The following is an 18356-nucleotide window of genomic DNA, read 5'->3' on the forward strand; positions in this document are numbered from 1 at the left end:
ATTGAATCATACGGACACGGCTTTTGGTTTTATCAGACAGGAGAAAATCTTCCTGCGTTGCCTGAAATGTAACCGGGATATCACCGCGGGATGTCATACTGGATATGTAGAATATAAAACCTGCTGAGGAGGCAAACCACAATGCTGCATATTGAATCAGGCGGAGCGGTCCGGCAGGAACGGCATATCTTGCTCTGCATCGACACAAGCAGACGCGGGGAACTGACCGGCAGGGCATATGGCGGTAATCCGCGAAGAGCGGTGAGCTTCAGCGCAATGCTGCCGCTACTACGGCTGATCGACGGCTGGCTGGATGAAAACCCGGTGACCGAACGGCCGGAACAGCGGCGCGGGCTGCTGCCCGGCGCGCCGCCCGAACACGGGAGGTTCTGCCGGCTGGAAACTGCCGCCGAGCGCCCCGGGCACGTCGCAACGTTCATCATCCGGGTGCGGTTCCGGCAGAATTCAAGCTGGCAGGGCGAAGCGGTATGGTTGGAGCGGGAGCGGAAAGTGTTTTTTCGCAGCGCACTTGAGCTGTTGCGCATGATAGACGACGCACTGCTCACCAGTGAGCAAGAGCGGGAGCAGTCAAACGCGTGGCTCGGATGAGACCAGCTCGGCCTGCACAACCAGCCGGTGCGTGGAAACCATATATGGCGTGCAAGTGAAAAGCGTCATCACAGACTCCCGGCCGTCGACCGGCTCGGTGACCCACACTTCGGTCGGCTCAACGGTCAGGGTGCGGAATACTTCATAGGTATAGACATTGTCTTGGTCGCTCAGTAGGATCTGGTCGTTTTCGCCGATCATGTCCAAATGGCGCAGAAGCGCGCGGGGCCGGTGGCCGGCGAGTACGCAGTTGCCGCTCTGACCAGGCAGGGCGGTTCCCGGCATATGGCCGACGCCCAGCTTGAGCGATGGCTGATCGACGCCCTCGACGATATTGTCCGCCAGCTCGAGGCGCGGGATTTTAATCACACCTGCCTGAAGCGGCGCTTCCGCAGGTTCGGCTTCGTCGTATCCCTCTTCACCGGGCAGATAGACGACCGATTCCTCCGCGTTCGAGGTTTCGACCCATTCGGCGGAAACCGGCGCGGGATCGTCCGGCACGCTTTGCTGGCCGAACAGCACGCCCCACGGATAATTGGCGCCCTCATAGACGAGTCCGATGACCGCCAGTGCAAGACCCGTTATAAGCAGGCCGCGTTCTAATTTTTTTCTAGAGTTTTTAGCCATTTTTATCACCTGACTATAAGAGTACCCCGACAGGAGGGGCTCTGTCAACCATCAAATTTTCTGCCGGGGAGATCCGGCATTTTAGAAGAGGAGAATGCTCCATGCGTCTACATTCATTGTTTCGCCGCATAAGCGCGGCGGCGCTCGCGGCCTGCCTGCTCGCAGGCGTGCTGCCAGTAACCGGCGCGGCTGCGGCCGGCATCATTGGATTTGATGGGCAAAACCTGTCTGTCGATACGGCTGCTGCACGATTGGTGACATCGAGTATCGATCTCAGCGACTGGGAGCTGCCCCAAGAGGCGCTCGCCATGCTGGACGGCTACACGATAGCCGACGCGACACAGCGGGACAATGTGGTGTATGTAGCCGCATACCGCTTTGATGGCAGTATCCAGCAGCCACAGCATAAGTTCCTGACCGTGGTCTATAACCAGAGCGGCGAGGCGGTATCGGTCGATCGGGTCAATGGGGCGGCAATCGACCAAAGCAGCGTTGTTATGCTCGGTGGTACGGCAGTGCAGCCTGATATGATACAAGCTGATGAAGCAAAGCAGCCTGAAGCGGCTCCGCAAGACGGGGAGAAGCCTGCTGCGCAGCCCGAAGACAATACCTTGCAGCCTGAGCAGGGAGGGCAAGTGCCCGTTCCCTCAGAATCTGAGCCGGAAGCGAATGATCAGCAGGATCGCGAGGAGCAAAAGGGCGAAGAGAAGCCGCCTGACGCGCCCACGGAGCCGCAGCAGGTACAGCCAATAGAATCAAAGCCTGAAACAGAGGCGAAGACGGAGGCGTCTACCGCAGATAACCAGCAGGAACAACAAGACAGTAGTGCTGCAGAGCCTATGGCCGCGCTGTTTGGAACACGTGTGATCGGCCCGCGAGCCGTCTTAAGCAGCGGCCCGGATAGCGGTAGCGCCGCCTCCGGCTGGACGATCGCCCCCGGCCTGGCGAGCGGATACACATTTACCGTCACTGGCAGTGCGCTTTCGGAAACCATCAAGCTGTATGGGGAAAACGCAGATCCGAACGACCCGGCCGCACAGCCGCTCACGCCCCCGGTCGACCCGCAGACAGTGTTTGGCGTGCGGTACGACTGCGCGCTCGATCCCCAGCTTTCGCTGCGCGATGCGGCGGGCAGCGTCCTGCAAGTGGATATGGAATCCTTTGGGCAGGTGTTCAGCTTAGGCGAGCTGGGCGGCGGCGGAGACAACCGGGAATTGACGATCGCTTCGACAGGCAAGTATCAGGGCTTTGCCATTGGTACGATCAGGGTGGATAAACCCACGAGCACGGCCTATATTGAAATTGCGGATGAAGCAGCGCTGCGGGCAAGCTTTGAAGCGGCAAATCCCGGACAGTCCGGCGCATCCATCGCTCAGATCACCGGCCTGCGTCCGTGGTTTTGGATGTCCTGCCGCTATGAAAAGGGTTCCGGCGGCCACCCGGATATGGACACGGTGACACTGGGCGGCACGACTATCGAGCTTGATTGGAGCAATATCGACGCACAGACCCCGCACATCCAGATGAATAAAAAGGAAAAAGCCTTTGATAAAGATACCCGTACCATCACGTGGTCGATCACGCTGACGCCTGAAAACGGCGCGTCGCTTGCCGGCGCCGTGGTGGCCGAGCGGCTTGGCGATGCGTTATCTTTTCGCAGCATGTCGGCGGTACGCGGCAATACCGCTATCGATGTGACAAGCGCGGTATCCAATCCGGAAAGCACAGAGCCGACCTATACGTTCCCGGCGGACGGCGGCGTGACTGACGGACAGAATACGATTACGCTTGGGAAAAATGAGGCGGTCGAACTGTTGGTCAAGACTGTGGTCAACGATTCGTTTTTTATGAGCCATCTCAATGAGCAGCGTGCCATCATTACCAATCAGGCATCCGTCATCAAGCAGGATGCGGAGCAGGGGACGATAACGGCTGAAGCTTCGGCTAATAAGGTCTTTGATACCCGATGGCTCGGCAAAGACGGCGAGTATCAAGCTGTGGATGGAAACCATGCGAGCGAGATCAAATGGACCATCAAGCTGAACGGTGGAACTCCGGTCAAGCTGGAAAACGTTTTAGTGTATGACCTGCTGCCGTCGGAGATGATATTCGGCGAAAACGCGGATGTCCGATTGGATGGCAAATCGGTTTTGAATGCGCAAAGTGACGTAAAACCATGGTATTCGGTTGAAACAATCACCAGGCAGACCATACTGGCAGGCGCCCCTGCCGCGCTTCAGGCTGAGATTGCCGCGCTGGCCGGATCAGCACAGCTGTTGATTGTGCATATTCCGTCTCTCGCAGCAAAGCAGCAGAATATTACGTTCTATACTCAGGTCGGTCCGGTATTCGGTTCGGAGAATCAAAAAACGGTCAATAAAGCCTATATGACGTTTACGCTCCCCGGCGGCAGTGGCCAGGGCGGCGCAGCGGGCGAGATGCCGGGAGCGACAAGTCCTGAGGTCTCTTATGTACAAGCAGCGATCGCGAAGACCGGTTCGTATGACCGTTCCAACCGGCTGGTGACTTGGAAGATCAGCGCGAACAGCAACCGGCAGGCATTAACCGGCGGCGTGCGCATAGAAGATGATCTGAACAACCTATATAAGGCAAATGGATGGAAAAACCGCTTTGTGGATGGTTCTCTTTACTGGTCGGTGGAAAACGGAGAATGGCAGGTACTGCAGCAGTGTGCAAACAATCAGGCGCCCGCAGCGGAATATCCGGAGATTCCCGCGTACACGATGATTGACGGAAAGCTGACTGTCTATGTCAGGGAAATGAATCAGCAATCCTACCAGTTCAAATTTCAGACCGAAGTCATTGGCCAAAATATTTTTAAAAACCAGATGCAGACCAAGTTGTCCAACACGGCATCGCTGGTTTGGGATGGCAGGACCGTATCGCATAGCGCGCAGGTGCCGGTAACATCCGCGTTCTTGATCAAAGAGTCGTTTAGCAATAACCATACGGCGAATGGAAACGGCACCCCTTATGAACCCGCAGACAATACACTTTGGTGGAAGATACAAATTAACGCAGATGGCCGTGCAATGGCAGATCCGGTGGACACGAACAAGGGCCCTTCATTTGTGGATACCTTACCCGAGGGCTTGACCTATGCCGGGTATGAGCTGTACGCCGCGAGCGTGACGAATTATGACAACACCAATGGCTATATGGGTCTGCTTACGCCGAAGAAGCCGCTAGAGACAAGTGTGACAGGCGGCTCCTATTTAGCGGTGATGGCGAGCGGAAATACCGTGACATTCCAGTTTAACGATCCGATCGAGGCGGCAAAGAACCGCGCGGACACCAAGACCGGGCGATATATCTTGTTTGTCAAGACCAAGGTCGCCTCGGAAAAGCTGTCGGGCATCGCCGCGCAAAAGGTCAAGTTCCCGAATACGGTGACGATCAACGGTACGGACATGGGGCACGCTCTCACGGCTACCGCGAAAAAAACCGCCGAGATCAGCCGCAACCACATAACCAAAAGCGGCGCGCAGCGGTTTGAAAATGGCAAGGCGATCTACGAAGCCGATTGGACGATCGACGTCAATCTCGATGGAAAGGCCAACGGCTATACCGAACCGACGGTGATCGATGAATTCCCGGAGGGCATGACGCTCAAACAAGAGGGCGGACGGTATCAGATTTCCATTCATAAGCTGGACGCCGCGCGAAAGAACATCGTCGGTGATGATCTTGCATATGGTGAAGATGGCATGCCGAACGGCTGGACGTATGTAGACGGGGTATTTCGCTTTACGCTTCCGAATGAAGCGGACGGAAACGAACAGCCGTTGTACAGTGCGTATAGGATTTGCCTGACCGCTGAAATTGACCCAAATTTTGCAGGTACTGTGGTTACAAACAAGGTGCGCTGTGAGGCGAAAGAAGAGCAGATCGGCGAAAGCGCGGGCGACGTGAAAGTGCGTTATTATGGCGCGGGCGTGAACGGCAATTGGAACGATCCGCCGAAAGGCGCCAAGCGGCTGACGCTGACCAAGGTTTCAGCCGCACAGCAGGATCTTAAACTCGAGGGCGCGGAATTCGATATTTATTATTCGGTAAACGGCACCGAATACATCCGTTACGGCCATGGGACGACAAAGTCGGATGGGATACTCAAAATCGCGGGACTGCCTGCCGATACCCAGAAAATCAAGCTGATCGAGACAAAGGCGCCGGAGGGCTATGTGCTGCCCGCCAATGCGGAAACCATATTTGTGTTCCCGGAGGATACGTCGGCCGCGGAACTGCAGATATCAAACCAGCTGAAACCGTCGGACAATCACAATGGCGGAGGCGGAAGACCAAACAAACCCGATCCGGAAAAGCCGGACGGGGAAGTGGATATCCCGGATGAGGAACGTCCGCTGTCCCCGGGGGAAGAAGGAAATATCGTCGACATTCCAGACGAAGACCGGCCGCAGGCCTCGGGTGAAGATCCGGTGAAAAACACAGTGGAGATCCCGGATGAAGATGTTCCCAAAGCCTCTGCTGGGACAGAGACAACAAGTGCGAAGCGTCTGCCGCAGACAGGCGGGCTGACCGCAGGTATCCTGATTCCGGGCGGCTTGCTGACTTCGGGACTGGGCCTTTTGCTCGGCCGCCGCAAGGAAGACGAAGAATAAGTTGAAAGGACCTGCCTTATCGGCGAGGTCCTTTCATTATTATCTGTTCAGCTTGACAACAGATACTGTTGCGGTACCGTCTGTACCGACGGTGTTGCTGTTGTAGGTGAGGGAAAAGCGCGTTTGCTCCGGCACATAAATAATAATCGCGTTTGAACCATAGGCGCTGGTCACTGGAGATCCGGTTTTAAAATAAATGCCATATTCAATATGCGAACTGCCGTTGTAAAACGGAGTGATCTGCATATAACCTGCTTCCCGCAAAATGGCGGATACATGGTATGAAAGCAGATAATAGCCTGGTGCAAGGGTGATGCGTGTGGTATCGGTCAAGACGATCTGTCCCGTGGGATCAGCGGTGATCGTACCCAGTGGGATCTGTGACCCGTTCGTGAACGCTATGGCGAATGTGGCAAAAGATGCAAAAACATCCTCTGGAGCGGCACCGGCAGGGCCTGTTGCACCGGTCATTCCGGTGGGGCCGGTAGAACCAGTCATCCCGGTGGGACCAGTAGGGCCTGTGGCGCCGGTTGTTCCGCGTGCGCCCGTGGCACCGGTGCTGCCTGTTGATCCTGTTGGACCGGTGGCGCCCCTGAGTCCAGTTGGGCCGGGCATGCCCGTGGCACCGCGCATCCCGGTGGCACCGGTAGGTCCGGTCGGACCACTTGAGCCAGTCGCTCCGGTTGCACCTGTCGGGCCAGTCGCACCGGTTGGGCCTGTGGGACAGGAATGTGGACAGGGGGGCGGACAAGGCGGCATTGGATAGCCGCAGCCGTCTTGTAAATGTTCTATAAAACTTTCCAGCGGGTCGCCGCAGCAGCTAGAATTCTTAGGGTCAAGCATGCCATTCATCCTTTCTCTGAACGCCGGCACAGCATCAGCCGTCCGGCGATTCATTTTATTCAGAACGCAGGCCTGTTGCTCCATTAAAAAGAACCTGTCCAGCGGACAGGTTCTTTTTAATGGAGCGGCTGACGAGGCTCGAACTCGCTACCTCCACCTTGGCAAGGTGGCGCTCTACCAGATGAGCTACAGCCGCATTTTTAAGTTTGGAAAATCCGGGCGGAATCGCTTTTGCTGCTGCAAAAGCCACGGCGGTTGAAACATGCTACCGGCATGTTTCTAAGAGCCGCCTTTCGATTCCTTGCTTGGCGGTATAATTTTTCGAATCGCACCGAATGGTGCAATTCGAAAAAATGGTGCCTCCGGGCGGAATCGAACCACCGACACGGGGATTTTCAGTCCCCTGCTCTACCGACTGAGCTACAGAGGCAAATTTTCTTCAGCCTTTCCGGCTGAAGAAATGGCGACCCGGATGGGACTTGAACCCACGGCCTCTAGCGTGACAGGCTAGCGCTCTAACCAACTGAGCTACCGGGCCGAATCGCAATATGCTTGTATAGTATAGTATATTTCGGGGCGGCTGTCAACCAAAAAATTCGTTTTTTCGAGCGCCTTGCGCGAGGGTAGTGTTCATGGTACGATAAGAATAAGATTTCACCTATCAAAACGGGGAGGCGAGCGGATGCGCATTGTGACCGGCCGCGCGGGCAGCGGCAAAACCACTTTTATTTTGACCGAGATTGCGCGGTTGTGCGGCGAGGGACGGGGCAGACAAATTCTGCTGGTGCCTGAGCTTGGATCGCATGTATACGAGCGCCGCCTTGCCGCTTTTACGGAAAACCGGGGCGCACGGACCGCCGAAGTGCTGACTTTTTCCCGCTTATCAGACCGCGTGTTTTCCGAGGTCGGCGGTTTGGCGCAGCAGATGCTGACGCCGGCAGGTCAGCTGTTAACGCTGCAGCGCGCCGCGCGGCAGGTGCAGAGCGGCCTGCGCATCTGGCCGGGTCTGGCGGACAAGCCTGAGCTTCTGCGCGAAGCCCTGCGCCTGATTGATGAATGCAAGACCTGCGGCGTGCCGCCCGAAATGCTGTTTGAAGCGTCGCAGCAGAGCGGGGAGGAAACGCTTGCCGCAAAGCTGTCCGATCTGGCGCAGCTTTTGACCGCTTATGAACGGCTATGCGAACAGTCGCTGCCCGATCCGCGCGACCGGCTGACTAGCCTGCGGGATCGCCTGCCGGGGAGCACGGTGCTGGAGGGCGCAACGGTTTATCTGGACGGTTTTTTAGGCTTTACGCCGCAGGAGCTGGCGATAGTGGAAACGATGCTTCAAATGGGTGTGCCCATGGCGGCGGCGGTAGCCTGCGACCCGGCCTATCCGGATGTTTTCGTCACCGGCTGCCAGACGGTGCGCACGCTGAGCCGTATGGCGGCGAAGCATGGGCGCAAGGCCGAGCGGATCGACCTCGGTGCGAGCAAGATCGCCCGGCCATCCGACCTTGCGGTAGTTGAGGCTGAAAGCCTGCTGCCTGTGCGGGAGTCTCGGGAGGCGCAGGGCGAGGGCGTACAGCTTTATGCCGCTTCCTCGCCGTTTGACGAGTGTGAGCACGCGGCGGCGTTTATCCGGCGCAAGGTTCGCGACGAGGGGCTCCGGTTTCGCGACTTTATTGTAACCGCGCGCGATATTGAGCCGTATACGGCGTTTCTCGCCATGGCGATGGCGCGGTTTGACATCCCGGTGTTTCTGGCGGAAAAGCCCGATCTGCTCTCACGTCCGCCAATGGCGCTGGTCACGTCCGCGCTCGAGGCGGTGCAGACGTATTTCCGCTATGAGGAGCTGTTCACCTGTTTCAAGACCGGGCTTACCGCACTTTCCCGCGAGGAAACGGACAAGCTGGAAAACTATGTTTTGACCTGGCGGATCAGCGGCAGCGCGTGGGAACGCGAATGGGTGATGCATCCGGGGGGCTACGGCCTTCCCATGGACGACCGGGCGCACGCCGCGCTCGATGAACTAAACGCGCTGCGGAAAAAGGCCATCGCTCCGTTTTTCGAACTGCGTGCACAGTTATCCGGGGAGCGTCCGGCGGAGGAATGCGTCCGGGCGCTGTATGCGTTTCTAGTGGCTGTCGATACGCCCGCGCGCATGGCCGAGCGTGCGGAACGGTATGAAGCATTAGGCCAGTTGCAGCTTGCCGACGAATACCGCCAGCTTTGGGAGATCCTTGTTTCGGCATTGGAGCAGTTTGCCTGGGTGTGCGGCGACCTGCCGCTGAATGCCGCACGGTTTTCGACGCTGTTCCGGCTGGTTCTGGGCGAATACGACGTGGGTTCCATCCCGGTGTCGCTTGACCGCGTGACCTGCGGCAGCATTGACCGCGCCTGTGGAGAGAACGCAAAATATGTGATCCTGCTCGGCGTGAACGATGGCCTGATCCCACAAGCGCCGTCGGGAATGTCGCTGCTTTCGGACTTTGACCGCGAAAAAATGGACGCATTGGGCGTAGAACTCAAGGCATTTGGAGAAACGCGACTGCTGATGGAGCAGGAGACCTTATACCGCGCGCTGTCCTGCCCGACGGAAGGCCTGCTGCTCAGCTTCCATCTGTCTGACACTGCGGGCAAGGAGGCAAGGCCGTCCTATCTGATTGGCGTGATCCGGCAGATGCTGCGCGGCGTGCCTATGCAGAATTATCAGGGGCTCGCGGGGGCGGACCGCTTGGAGGCCGACCGCCCCGCACTCGAAGCGGCGTGCGCATACCTTGCAGGCGACCGGACGCCCGCCGTTTGCGCGGCTTACGCACATTACCGGAACGACCCGCGCGTAGAGCGTGCGGCCAAGCAGCGCGTTTCGCGCGGGCCATTGTCAAGCCCGCACACGATCGACGGCCTATACGGTAAATCGCTAAACCTGACCGCGTCACGGGTCGATACGTTTTATTCCTGCCGGTTCGCGTTTTTCATGCAGTATGGCCTTAAAGCCAAAAAACGCCAGCAGGCGCGCTTTGACGCGCTGCAAACGGGCACATTCGTGCATTATGTGCTGGAGCATGCGCTGCTGGCGCTCGGGGAACTGCCGGGCGGCGCAGCCGCGGCGACCGGCGAACAGGCGAAAAAGGCCTGCCGCGAGGCGGTCAGACAATATGTAAGCGAGGAGCTGGGCGACCTGTCGCAGCAGACCGCGCGCTTTCGCTACCTGTTCCGCCGTCTGGCAAAAACCACAGAACAGATTCTCGAAAACGTACTGGACGAACTGCGCGCCTCAGAATTCGCGCCCATCGATTTTGAGGTTGATTTTTCGCGCGGCGGCGATCTGCCGCCCGTCGAATGCGCAGATGGGGAGACCGCAGTCAGCCTGTCGGGCAAGGTGGACCGGGTGGACGGCTATATCAAAAACGGCCGCTTGTATCTGCGCATCATGGACTATAAGAGCGGCAAGAAGTCGTTCTCGCTGTCCGACGTGTGGCACGGGCTCAACATGCAGATGATTATTTATCTATATGCGCTCGAACAGCAAGGGCTTTCCCGTTATCGGGAAAAGCTTGGCAAGGACCTGCGGGAGATCGTGCCCGCGGGCGTGCTGTACGTACCGGTGCGCGACGAGCTGCCCGAAGCGCCGCGCGCGGCGGACAATGATATGCTCCGGGCGCTGCGGGACAAGGCGCTGCGCCGCTCGGGGCTGCTGTCGGACGATATGGAGCTTTTGGAGGCGATGGAGCGCGGCCTTTCGGGGGACGGACGCTTTATCCCGGTCTCCATCAAGGTGCCGAAGGGGGAGGACGAGCCGCAAATAGCCGCGAAATCGGCGGTCGCGGGGCTTGCAAAGTTTGGAAAACTTGCGCGCTATACGCACGGTAAGCTGCTCGAGATGGGGCGTGAACTGCGCGCGGGCAGCGTGATGGCCGATCCTTGCAAAAAAGACAAGGTATCCTCTTACTGCGACTGGTGCGATTTCCGCGCAGCCTGCCAGTTCGATGAAACAACGGGAGACAAGGCGCGGCTGCTGCGCCATTTGAACGACGACGAATTCTGGCAGCAGATCGGAGGGGATGACGATGCCGCAGTGGACGCATGACCAACAGCTTGCGATCGACAGCAGGGGAAGCGCGCTTCTGGTCTCGGCAGCCGCCGGCTCGGGCAAGACGGCGGTGCTGACCGAGCGCGTGCTGCGCCGCCTGACCGATGAGCACGAACCGGCCGATATCGACCGGCTGCTACTCGTGACGTTTACCAAAGCGGCGGCGGCGGAAATGCGTGAGCGCATCGCCTCGGCCATCTCCGCCGCACTGGCCTTGCGGCCGGATGATAAGCGTCTGCGGCGCCAGCTTTTTCTGGTGCACCGCGCGCAGATCACCACGGTGCACGCGTTCTGCCAGCAGCTTGCACGCGAGCAGGCGGTCGAGCTGGGCATTGCGCCGGATTTTCGCATTTTGGACGAACAGGAAAGCCTGCTGCTCCGCACCGGGGTTTTGGAGGACGTGCTCGAAGCGGCCTATGCGTCTGAAGATGAGGCGTTTTTCGCGCTGTCCGACCTGCTTTCAAGCGGGCGGGATGACAAGCGTCTGGAGGACACGGTCCTGCGCACCTACGAAAAGATCCAGTCGCACCCTGACCCGCGCGCGTTTCTGGAGAGCGTGCGGCGCGGGCTGTATGCGGGCGGTATGGATACCGCGCACGGCCGCGTGCTGCTCCGGCAGGCGCGTGCGGCGGCGGAACACGGCGCGATGTTTCTGGAGCGGGCAGCCGCCGAATGCGAAAGCGTGGAGGAATTGCGCGACGCTTATCTCCCAGCGCTGACAAACGATCTGCGGCAGGCGCGCGCCTTGCTCGCCGCGCTCGAAACGGGCGATTGGGATACGTGCGTGGACGCGGCGCGCGCGGTCGCGCCCGATAGGCTCAAGGCGGTGCGCGGCTTTGAGGATAAAGCATTGCTGGAGGCTATCAAAACGCTGCGCGAAGAGTGGAAGACCGCGTCTAAGGCGATCCGGGAGAAGTGGCTGACTGTTAAGACTGATGAGGCCGTTTACGACCGTGCGCTGGTCGCGCCTGCGCTGAACGCGCTGATCGATACGGTGAACGCATTTGACGACGCGTTTTCCAAAGCCAAGCGCGAGCGGAACGCGGCGGATTTTCATGATTTGGAGCATTTCGCGGTCAGGCTGCTGATTGAGGACGGGAAGCCTTCCACGCTGGCCCGCGCATTGTCTGAAAACTACGCGGAGATCCTGGTCGACGAATATCAGGATACCAACGCGGTGCAGGACGCGATTTTCCGCGCGCTCTCGCGGGACGAGAGCAATTTGTTCCTAGTGGGAGACGTGAAACAGAGTATTTACGGTTTCCGGCTGGCCGACCCCTCGATTTTCCTTGCTAAATACCGCAAGTTTTCCGATGTGGAGCACGCGGAGAACGGCCGGCCGGCGCGCGTTGTGCTGGGCCAAAATTTCCGTTCGCGCGCGCAGGTGCTCGATGCGTGTAATACAGTTTTCAAAGCGGTCATGGGAGACACGGTCGGCGATATGGCGTATACCGATCGGGAAGCGCTGCACCTGGGCGCGGCTTATCCGGCGGCGGACGATCCGCGCTACCGCGCGGAGGTGCTGCTGGCCGATGCGGCGGATATGGGCGGCGATGACGATGGCGAGGATAAGACTACGCTTGAAGCCAGGATGTGTGCGGGGCGTATCCGGCGGCTGCTCGATGAGGGCCTGCCGATACTTGATAAGGAAACGGGCGTGCTCCGTCCGGTCACGCCGGGCGATATCGTTATCCTGCTGCGCTCGCCGCGCATCAAGGCGCGTGCGTTTACCGCGGCGCTCGAGGCCGTCGGGCTGTCTGCGAGCGCGGAGGAGCGCGGCGGACTGCTTGGCACAAGTGAAGTCGGAGCGGTCGTATCGCTTTTGACGGTGATTGACAACCCACGGCAGGACATCGACCTGATCGGCGTGATGCGCTCGCCTTTGTTCAGTTTTTCCGAACAGGAGCTGGCCGACATTCGTCTTGCCGACCGGCAGGCGAGCTATTATGATGCACTTCTGGCCGCGGCGCAGGATGACGAGAAAGCGGCGGCGTTTGTGGAAACGCTTGCTTCTCTGCGCGATTTTGCCGCCGACCAGCCGGTCTACCGCGTGTTGTGGGAGATCTATGAACGGACGGGCGCGCTCGGGCTGTACGGCGCGCTGCCAAACGGTGCGCAGCGGCAGCAGAACCTGCTCGCGTTTTTCGAGCGGGCGCGCGCGTTTGAGACGCAGGGCTACCGCGGCCTGTTCGCGTTCGTGCGCCTGCTGCGCGGTATGCAGGAAACCGGTGAGGACTTTCAGCGGGTAGACGCCGCGCTGTCCGGCGGCGCGGTGCGTATTATGAGCATCCATAAATCCAAGGGACTGGAATTTCCGGTGGTGATCGTCGCGGACTGCGCCAAGCGCTTTAATGAAGCCGACCTGCGCGAGCCGGTGCTTGTGCACAGTGAACTGGGCTTCGGCAGCAAATGCCGGGACCGGACGCGCGGCATTCAATATGACACGGTCGAGCGCACGGCCGTGACCGTACAGCAGCGGCGCGAAATGGTCTCGGAAGAGCTGCGCGTGCTATACGTCGCGATGACACGTGCCAAAGAAAAGCTGATCCTGACCGGCGTGAGCGGTTCGCTCGCGTCCTCGCTGCAAAAGTGGGCGCTGCTCGCTTCGCTGCCTGAATTGCCGCAATATGCGATGGGAGCGGTGCGCGCGCCGCTCGGCTGGATCGTCGCGCCGCTGCTACGGCAGCAGTGCACGCGGGAGCTGCGCGAGCAGTATGAACTTGACGTTCCCGAACGGCTGGATATTCCGGAGTCGTTCGAGGTGCATGTGTGGCCGGCGGCCGACCTATCGCCCGATGCGGAGCCTATGCCCGGGCATTTTGAGGAACTGAAAACAGGAAAGCTGGTCGTGCGGCCGGATCTGGACTATCCAAATGCGTTCCTGGCCGACCTACCCTCCAAGCTGACCGCGACCGGCATCGGGCGGGGCTACCGGGCGGATGAGGCCGCGGAAATGACACCGCCGCCTCGAAAGGAAGTCCCCTTGCGTGCGCCGTTCTTTGAGAAACGCGCCAAAAGGCTGACACCGGCTGAGATCGGGACCGCGCACCACCTGTTTCTGCAATTCTGCGATTATAAGGCTGTCGCTGCTCCAAATGGCGTTGCACAGGAGCTTGCGCGGCTAAGGCAGGCAAAGATCCTGTCGGACGAGCAGGCAGACGCGGTAGACGAAAACAAAATTTGTGCATTCTTTGCATCTGACCTATATCTGACCCTGCTGGCACAGGGACAGCTGCGGCGGGAATTCAAATTTTCGGTGCTAGCGCCGGCTGCGCAGTACTATCCTGAGGCGGCGTCCGCCCCTGAGGAGCGCGTGCTGCTGCAAGGCGTCATCGATTTGCTGGCGGAGACAGGGCAGGGCTTCATAATTCTGGATTTCAAAACCGACCGGGTGCGCGCTGAGGAGGTCCGGCAGCGCGCCGAACGGTACCGCGCGCAAATGGATGCTTATGCGTTCGCAGTGGGCGCGGTATTTGGAAAACCTGTGCAGAAAAAAGTTTTATTTTTTCTTTCGTGTGGTGTTTGGTGCGAGATTTAGACCAAAACAGAGCAAAATAGTTGAATTAGTGTGGAAAAGAGACAGAACCCGGAATGTCCTGCGATACGTTTCGTCAAAAAGACGATTGACAATTGAAAAATGGACGGGTAGAATATCAACGAGGCAAAGCGTTGAAGCGCTTTTCCTTGCCGCAGGGCAACGGGTGAACCTCACACCTGCTGCGGCATGAGCATTGCTCACAACATTCATTCCTCATTTCCATCGGGAAAGAGCCGTGGCCTTTGGTGCCGCGGCCTTTCTCATTTTTTTGGTTTTTTATCATGCGCTTTGCATAGGGCAGCCTGCCAAAAAACTGCAAAAACCGTCACAAGCACGCTTTACTTTGGCGGGAAATCAGGCTATAATAAAAAACAATATAGAATTGAAATGACAGGAATGAAAAGGAGCAGAAAAGATGGCGTATTATTTTAGCGAACCCTCGCGCACGTTCAGCGAATACCTGCTTGTGCCCGGCTATTCGGCAACCGACTGTGTGCCGGCCAACGTCAGCCTCCGCACGCCGATCGTGAAGTTTAAAAAAGGCGAGCAGTCCGCGCTGTATGCCAATATCCCGATGGTTTCGGCGATCATGCAGGCCGTGTCGGACGACCGCATGGCCATTGCCCTTGCACAGGAGGGCGGCATTTCGTTTATTTATGGCTCACAGTCGGTCGAGAGCGAAGCCGCGATGGTGTCCCGTGTCAAATCGTACAAAGCGGGGTTTATCGTTTCCGATTCCAACCTGCGCCCTGAGCAAACGCTGAGCGACGTGCTGGCGCTTAAGGAGCGCTCGGGCCATTCGACCATGGCGGTCACGGATGACGGCACGGCCACCGGCAAGCTGCTCGGCATCGTGACGAGCCGCGATTACCGTGTGTCCCGCATGGAAACAGACACCAAGGTTTCCGCATTCATGACTCCGTTCGACAAGCTGATCACCGCGCCTGCGGACACCAGCCTCAAGGCCGCGAACGATATCATTTGGGACAATAAGCTCAATGCGCTGCCGCTGGTCGATGAGAACCAGCATCTGGTCTACATGGTGTTCCGTAAGGACTATGACAGCCATAAAGCGAATTCACTCGAGTTGCTCGATGCGCACAAGCGTTATGTCGTCGGCGCGGGTATCAATACCCGGGACTATGCAGAGCGTGTTCCCGCGCTGGTCGAAGCCGGGGCGGATGTGCTGTGTATCGACTCGTCCGAGGGCTTCTCGGAATGGCAGGCCCGCACGCTGGCTTGGGTGCGCGAGCACTACGGCGAGGACGTTAAGGTCGGCGCGGGCAACGTGGTTGACCGCGAGGGCTTCCGCTTTCTCGCGGAGGCAGGCGCGGATTTCGTCAAGGTCGGCATCGGCGGCGGTTCCATCTGCATCACCCGCGAGCAAAAGGGCATCGGCCGCGGTCAGGCGACCGCGCTGATCGAGGTCACCGCAGCACGGGACGAATATTTTATGGAGACCGGCATCTACGTGCCGATCTGCTCGGACGGCGGTATCGTGCATGATTACCACTGCACGCTCGCGCTCGCGATGGGTGCGGATTTCCTCATGCTGGGCCGTTACTTCTCCCGCTTTGACGAGTCTCCGACCAATAAGGTCAACATCGGCGGCTCCTATATGAAAGAATACTGGGGCGAGGGCTCGGCGCGCGCGCGCAACTGGCAGCGCTACGACCTCGGCGGCGACAAGAAGCTGTCGTTCGAGGAGGGCGTTGACTCCTATGTGCCGTATGCCGGCTCGCTTAAGGACAATGTTACGCTGACACTTTCTAAGGTTCGCTCGACCATGTGCAACTGCGGCGCGCTGACCATTCCGGAACTGCAGAAAAAGGCAAAGATCACGCTGGTTTCCGCCACCTCGATCGTCGAGGGCGGCGCGCACGATGTCGTGCCCAAGGAAACGGCTGCAACGTCGAAGTAAAAATCGGCTTTATTGCCCCGTGGTGTTTGCTGCGGGGCAATTTATTGTCAAGGGGGGAGCGGTATTGCGGGAATACTGGAAGAAACAGGCGCGCAACGTCTGGATTTTTGCGCGGTGGTGCCTGTTTGCCGTCATCATCGGCATGGTGGTTGGCGCAGTCGGCGCAGCGTTTCACCACGCGCTGGAATGGGCAGGCGGAATGCGCGAAAAGCACGGATGGCTGCTGTATCTGCTGCCGGCCGCCGGCGTGTTCATCGCGTTTTGGTACCGCAAGGCCGACATGCCGCTCGAACGCGGCACCAATTTTATCCTGACCTCGGTGCGGGAAAACCATCCGGTGCGGCTGCGCCTTGCGCCGAGCATTTTCCTGACCTCGGTGCTGACCCACCTGTGCGGTGGTTCGGCGGGGCGCGAAGGCGCGGCGCTGCAGCTTGGCGGCGCGATCTCGGGCAATATCGGGCATTGGCTCCGGCTCGATGATAAGGACAGCCGTGTCATCACCATGTGCGGTATGGCGGCGGGCTTTTCCGCGCTATTCGGCACACCGATCACGGCGACCGTATTCTCCATGGAGGTCATCAGCGTGGGCGTGATGTACTACGCGGCCTTGTTCCCTTGTATTCTGGCGTCGGTCATCGCGCATCATCTGGCGCTCGCGCTCGGCGGGGAAACGACCGCGTTCGTCATCAGCGGCTATCCGGCGGCGGTCGACGCGCTGCTGCTTTTAAAGCTCGTGTTGTTTGGCGCAGTGTGCGCAGTGCTGTCGGCTGTGGTGTGCATGGTGTTCCACCGCATCGGCAAGCTGTTCGGCACATACATATCAAACCAATACCTGCGCATCGCGGCGGGCGGCGCGGTGGTCATCGGGCTTTCGCTGCTGCTCGGTACGCGCGATTATAACGGCGCGGGTATGGCGGTCATCGAGCGCGCGCTCGCGGGCGACGCGGCTTACAGCGCGTTTTTCATCAAGCTGCTCTTCACTGCCATTACGATCGGCGTGGGTTATAAGGGCGGCGAGATCGTGCCTGTTTTATTTATCGGATCGACGTTCGGCGCGGCCTACGGCGGCTTTTTCGGCCTATCCCCATCGTTTGCGGCCGGGCTTGGTATGTGCGCGGTGTTCTGCGGTGTGACCAATTCGCCGGTCGCCTCGATGCTGCTGGCGTTCGAGCTGTTTGGCGGACAGGGACTGCCGCTGTTTGCGATCGTTCTCGCGGTATCCTATATGATGTCGGGCTATTATGGCTTGTACAGCGAGCAAAAAATTCTATATTCCAAAATGCGGCCCGAGTTTATCGACCGCAAGACCAAGTAAGGAAGAAGCAAACATGCAGAATTTTAAAGGCGCGATCTTTGATATGGATGGCACGCTGCTCGATTCGATGCCCGTGTGGGACCAGCTGAGCCAGCGGTTTTTGGGGCAGTACGGCGTTACGGTGACCGACGCGGACTATGAGGCGATTGAGGGGACGACGCAAATACAGGGCGCGCAGTATTTTATTGACACCTATCCGTTCCTGCCGTTTGACGCACGCGGGCTGGTTCGTGGGCTGGATAGTCTGATCGAAGCGCGCTATGCGAAGATTGCAAAGCCCAAGGCGGGCGTGCTGGATTTTTTGCGGGAACTGCGGGTGCGGAACGTCAAAATGGCGATCGCGACGCTGACCGCGCGCGGCCACGCGGAAAAAGCGCTGCGAGACCGCGGCATGCTGGAATTTTTTGAGTTTATGCTGACGATAGAGGATGTGGGCGTATCCAAGCGCCGCCCGGATATCTACCTGCGCGCGGCGCAGGATCTGGGGCTTTCACCAGCCGAATGCATCGTGTTCGAGGACGCGCCCTATGCGGGCGTTACGGCAAAGCAGGCCGGCTTTCGCGTGTGCGGCATGGCGGAACCTGCCTATGCGGCGGGGGAGGCCGAGCTTCGCGCGGCGAGCGATTTTTTTATCGAGCGCTCCTTTGCAGAGCTCGACGGCATTTTATTTTAATTTACAAAACCACTTGATTTGAAATTTATATTGCTATACACTAAAATACGGAAAGAATCACGGGAACGGAAAGCGGCTGCAGCGAAGAGAGCTTCGCGCGGCGCGCTTTTTCGTT

General features: G+C 58.7%; 8 protein-coding genes, 3 tRNA genes and 1 pseudogene. 7 read left to right on the forward strand and 5 right to left on the reverse strand.

Annotation, left to right across the window (positions count from 1 at the left end):
- Positions 1-141 precede the first annotated feature (141 nt).
- Positions 142-609 carry a hypothetical protein gene (locus SO058_RS02290; protein ID WP_320841381.1) on the forward strand — a complete coding sequence of 156 codons (468 nt, stop codon included), beginning with the start codon at positions 142-144 and terminating at the stop codon, positions 607-609.
- Here the strand turns inward: SO058_RS02290 and SO058_RS02295 are convergent.
- Positions 589-1236 (reverse strand): sortase, encoded by a 648-nt coding sequence (locus tag SO058_RS02295; RefSeq protein WP_320841382.1) that lies wholly within the window; start codon positions 1234-1236, stop codon positions 589-591. The genes SO058_RS02290 and SO058_RS02295 overlap by 21 nt on opposite strands.
- Positions 1237-1337: 101 nt before the next feature.
- On the opposite strand from SO058_RS02295, the gene SO058_RS02300 reads away from it, so the two are divergent.
- Complete coding sequence (locus SO058_RS02300) at positions 1338-5876, forward strand: SpaA isopeptide-forming pilin-related protein (RefSeq protein ID WP_320841383.1); 4539 nt, start codon at positions 1338-1340, stop codon at positions 5874-5876.
- A gap of 39 nt (positions 5877-5915) precedes the next feature.
- Here SO058_RS02300 and SO058_RS02305 read toward each other — a convergent pair.
- The 4 genes and pseudogenes from SO058_RS02305 to SO058_RS02320 all read right to left on the reverse strand — a co-directional run.
- Positions 5916-6599 (reverse strand): annotated as a pseudogene (locus tag SO058_RS02305) (collagen-like protein); the annotation flags it as partial.
- 240 nt (positions 6600-6839) lie between these two features.
- A tRNA-Gly gene (locus SO058_RS02310) sits at positions 6840-6915 on the reverse strand.
- Positions 6916-7073: 158 nt separating this feature from the next.
- A tRNA-Phe gene (locus SO058_RS02315) sits at positions 7074-7149 on the reverse strand.
- A gap of 31 nt (positions 7150-7180) precedes the next feature.
- Positions 7181-7257: transfer RNA gene (locus SO058_RS02320), tRNA-Asp, on the reverse strand.
- 144 nt (positions 7258-7401) lie between these two features.
- Between SO058_RS02320 and SO058_RS02325 the strand changes: the two genes are divergently transcribed.
- The 5 genes from SO058_RS02325 (at position 7402) to SO058_RS02345 (ending at position 18241) form a co-directional block, all read left to right on the forward strand.
- On the forward strand, positions 7402-10791 hold the full coding sequence (locus tag SO058_RS02325; protein WP_320841385.1) for a PD-(D/E)XK nuclease family protein: 3390 nt from the start codon (positions 7402-7404) through the stop codon (positions 10789-10791).
- Positions 10772-14332, forward strand: coding sequence for a helicase-exonuclease AddAB subunit AddA (gene addA / locus SO058_RS02330; RefSeq protein ID WP_320841386.1), 3561 nt, complete (start codon positions 10772-10774; stop codon positions 14330-14332). The genes SO058_RS02325 and addA overlap by 20 nt, the downstream gene beginning before the upstream one ends.
- Before the next feature lie 415 nt (positions 14333-14747).
- The gene (locus SO058_RS02335; RefSeq protein ID WP_320841387.1) at positions 14748-16253 is read left to right on the forward strand and encodes an IMP dehydrogenase; all 1506 of its coding nucleotides are present in this window, start codon (positions 14748-14750) and stop codon (positions 16251-16253) included.
- 64 nt (positions 16254-16317) lie between these two features.
- A complete protein-coding gene (locus SO058_RS02340; RefSeq protein ID WP_320841388.1) occupies positions 16318-17568 on the forward strand; it encodes a chloride channel protein in 1251 nt (416 codons plus the stop codon).
- Between the two features lie 13 nt (positions 17569-17581).
- A complete protein-coding gene (locus SO058_RS02345; RefSeq protein WP_320841389.1) occupies positions 17582-18241 on the forward strand; it encodes an HAD family hydrolase in 660 nt (219 codons plus the stop codon).
- The last annotated feature ends 115 nt before the right edge of the window (positions 18242-18356 follow it).

The sequence above is a fragment of the Agathobaculum sp. genome (assembly GCF_034098985.1).
Lineage (GTDB): Bacteria > Bacillota > Clostridia > Oscillospirales > Butyricicoccaceae > Agathobaculum.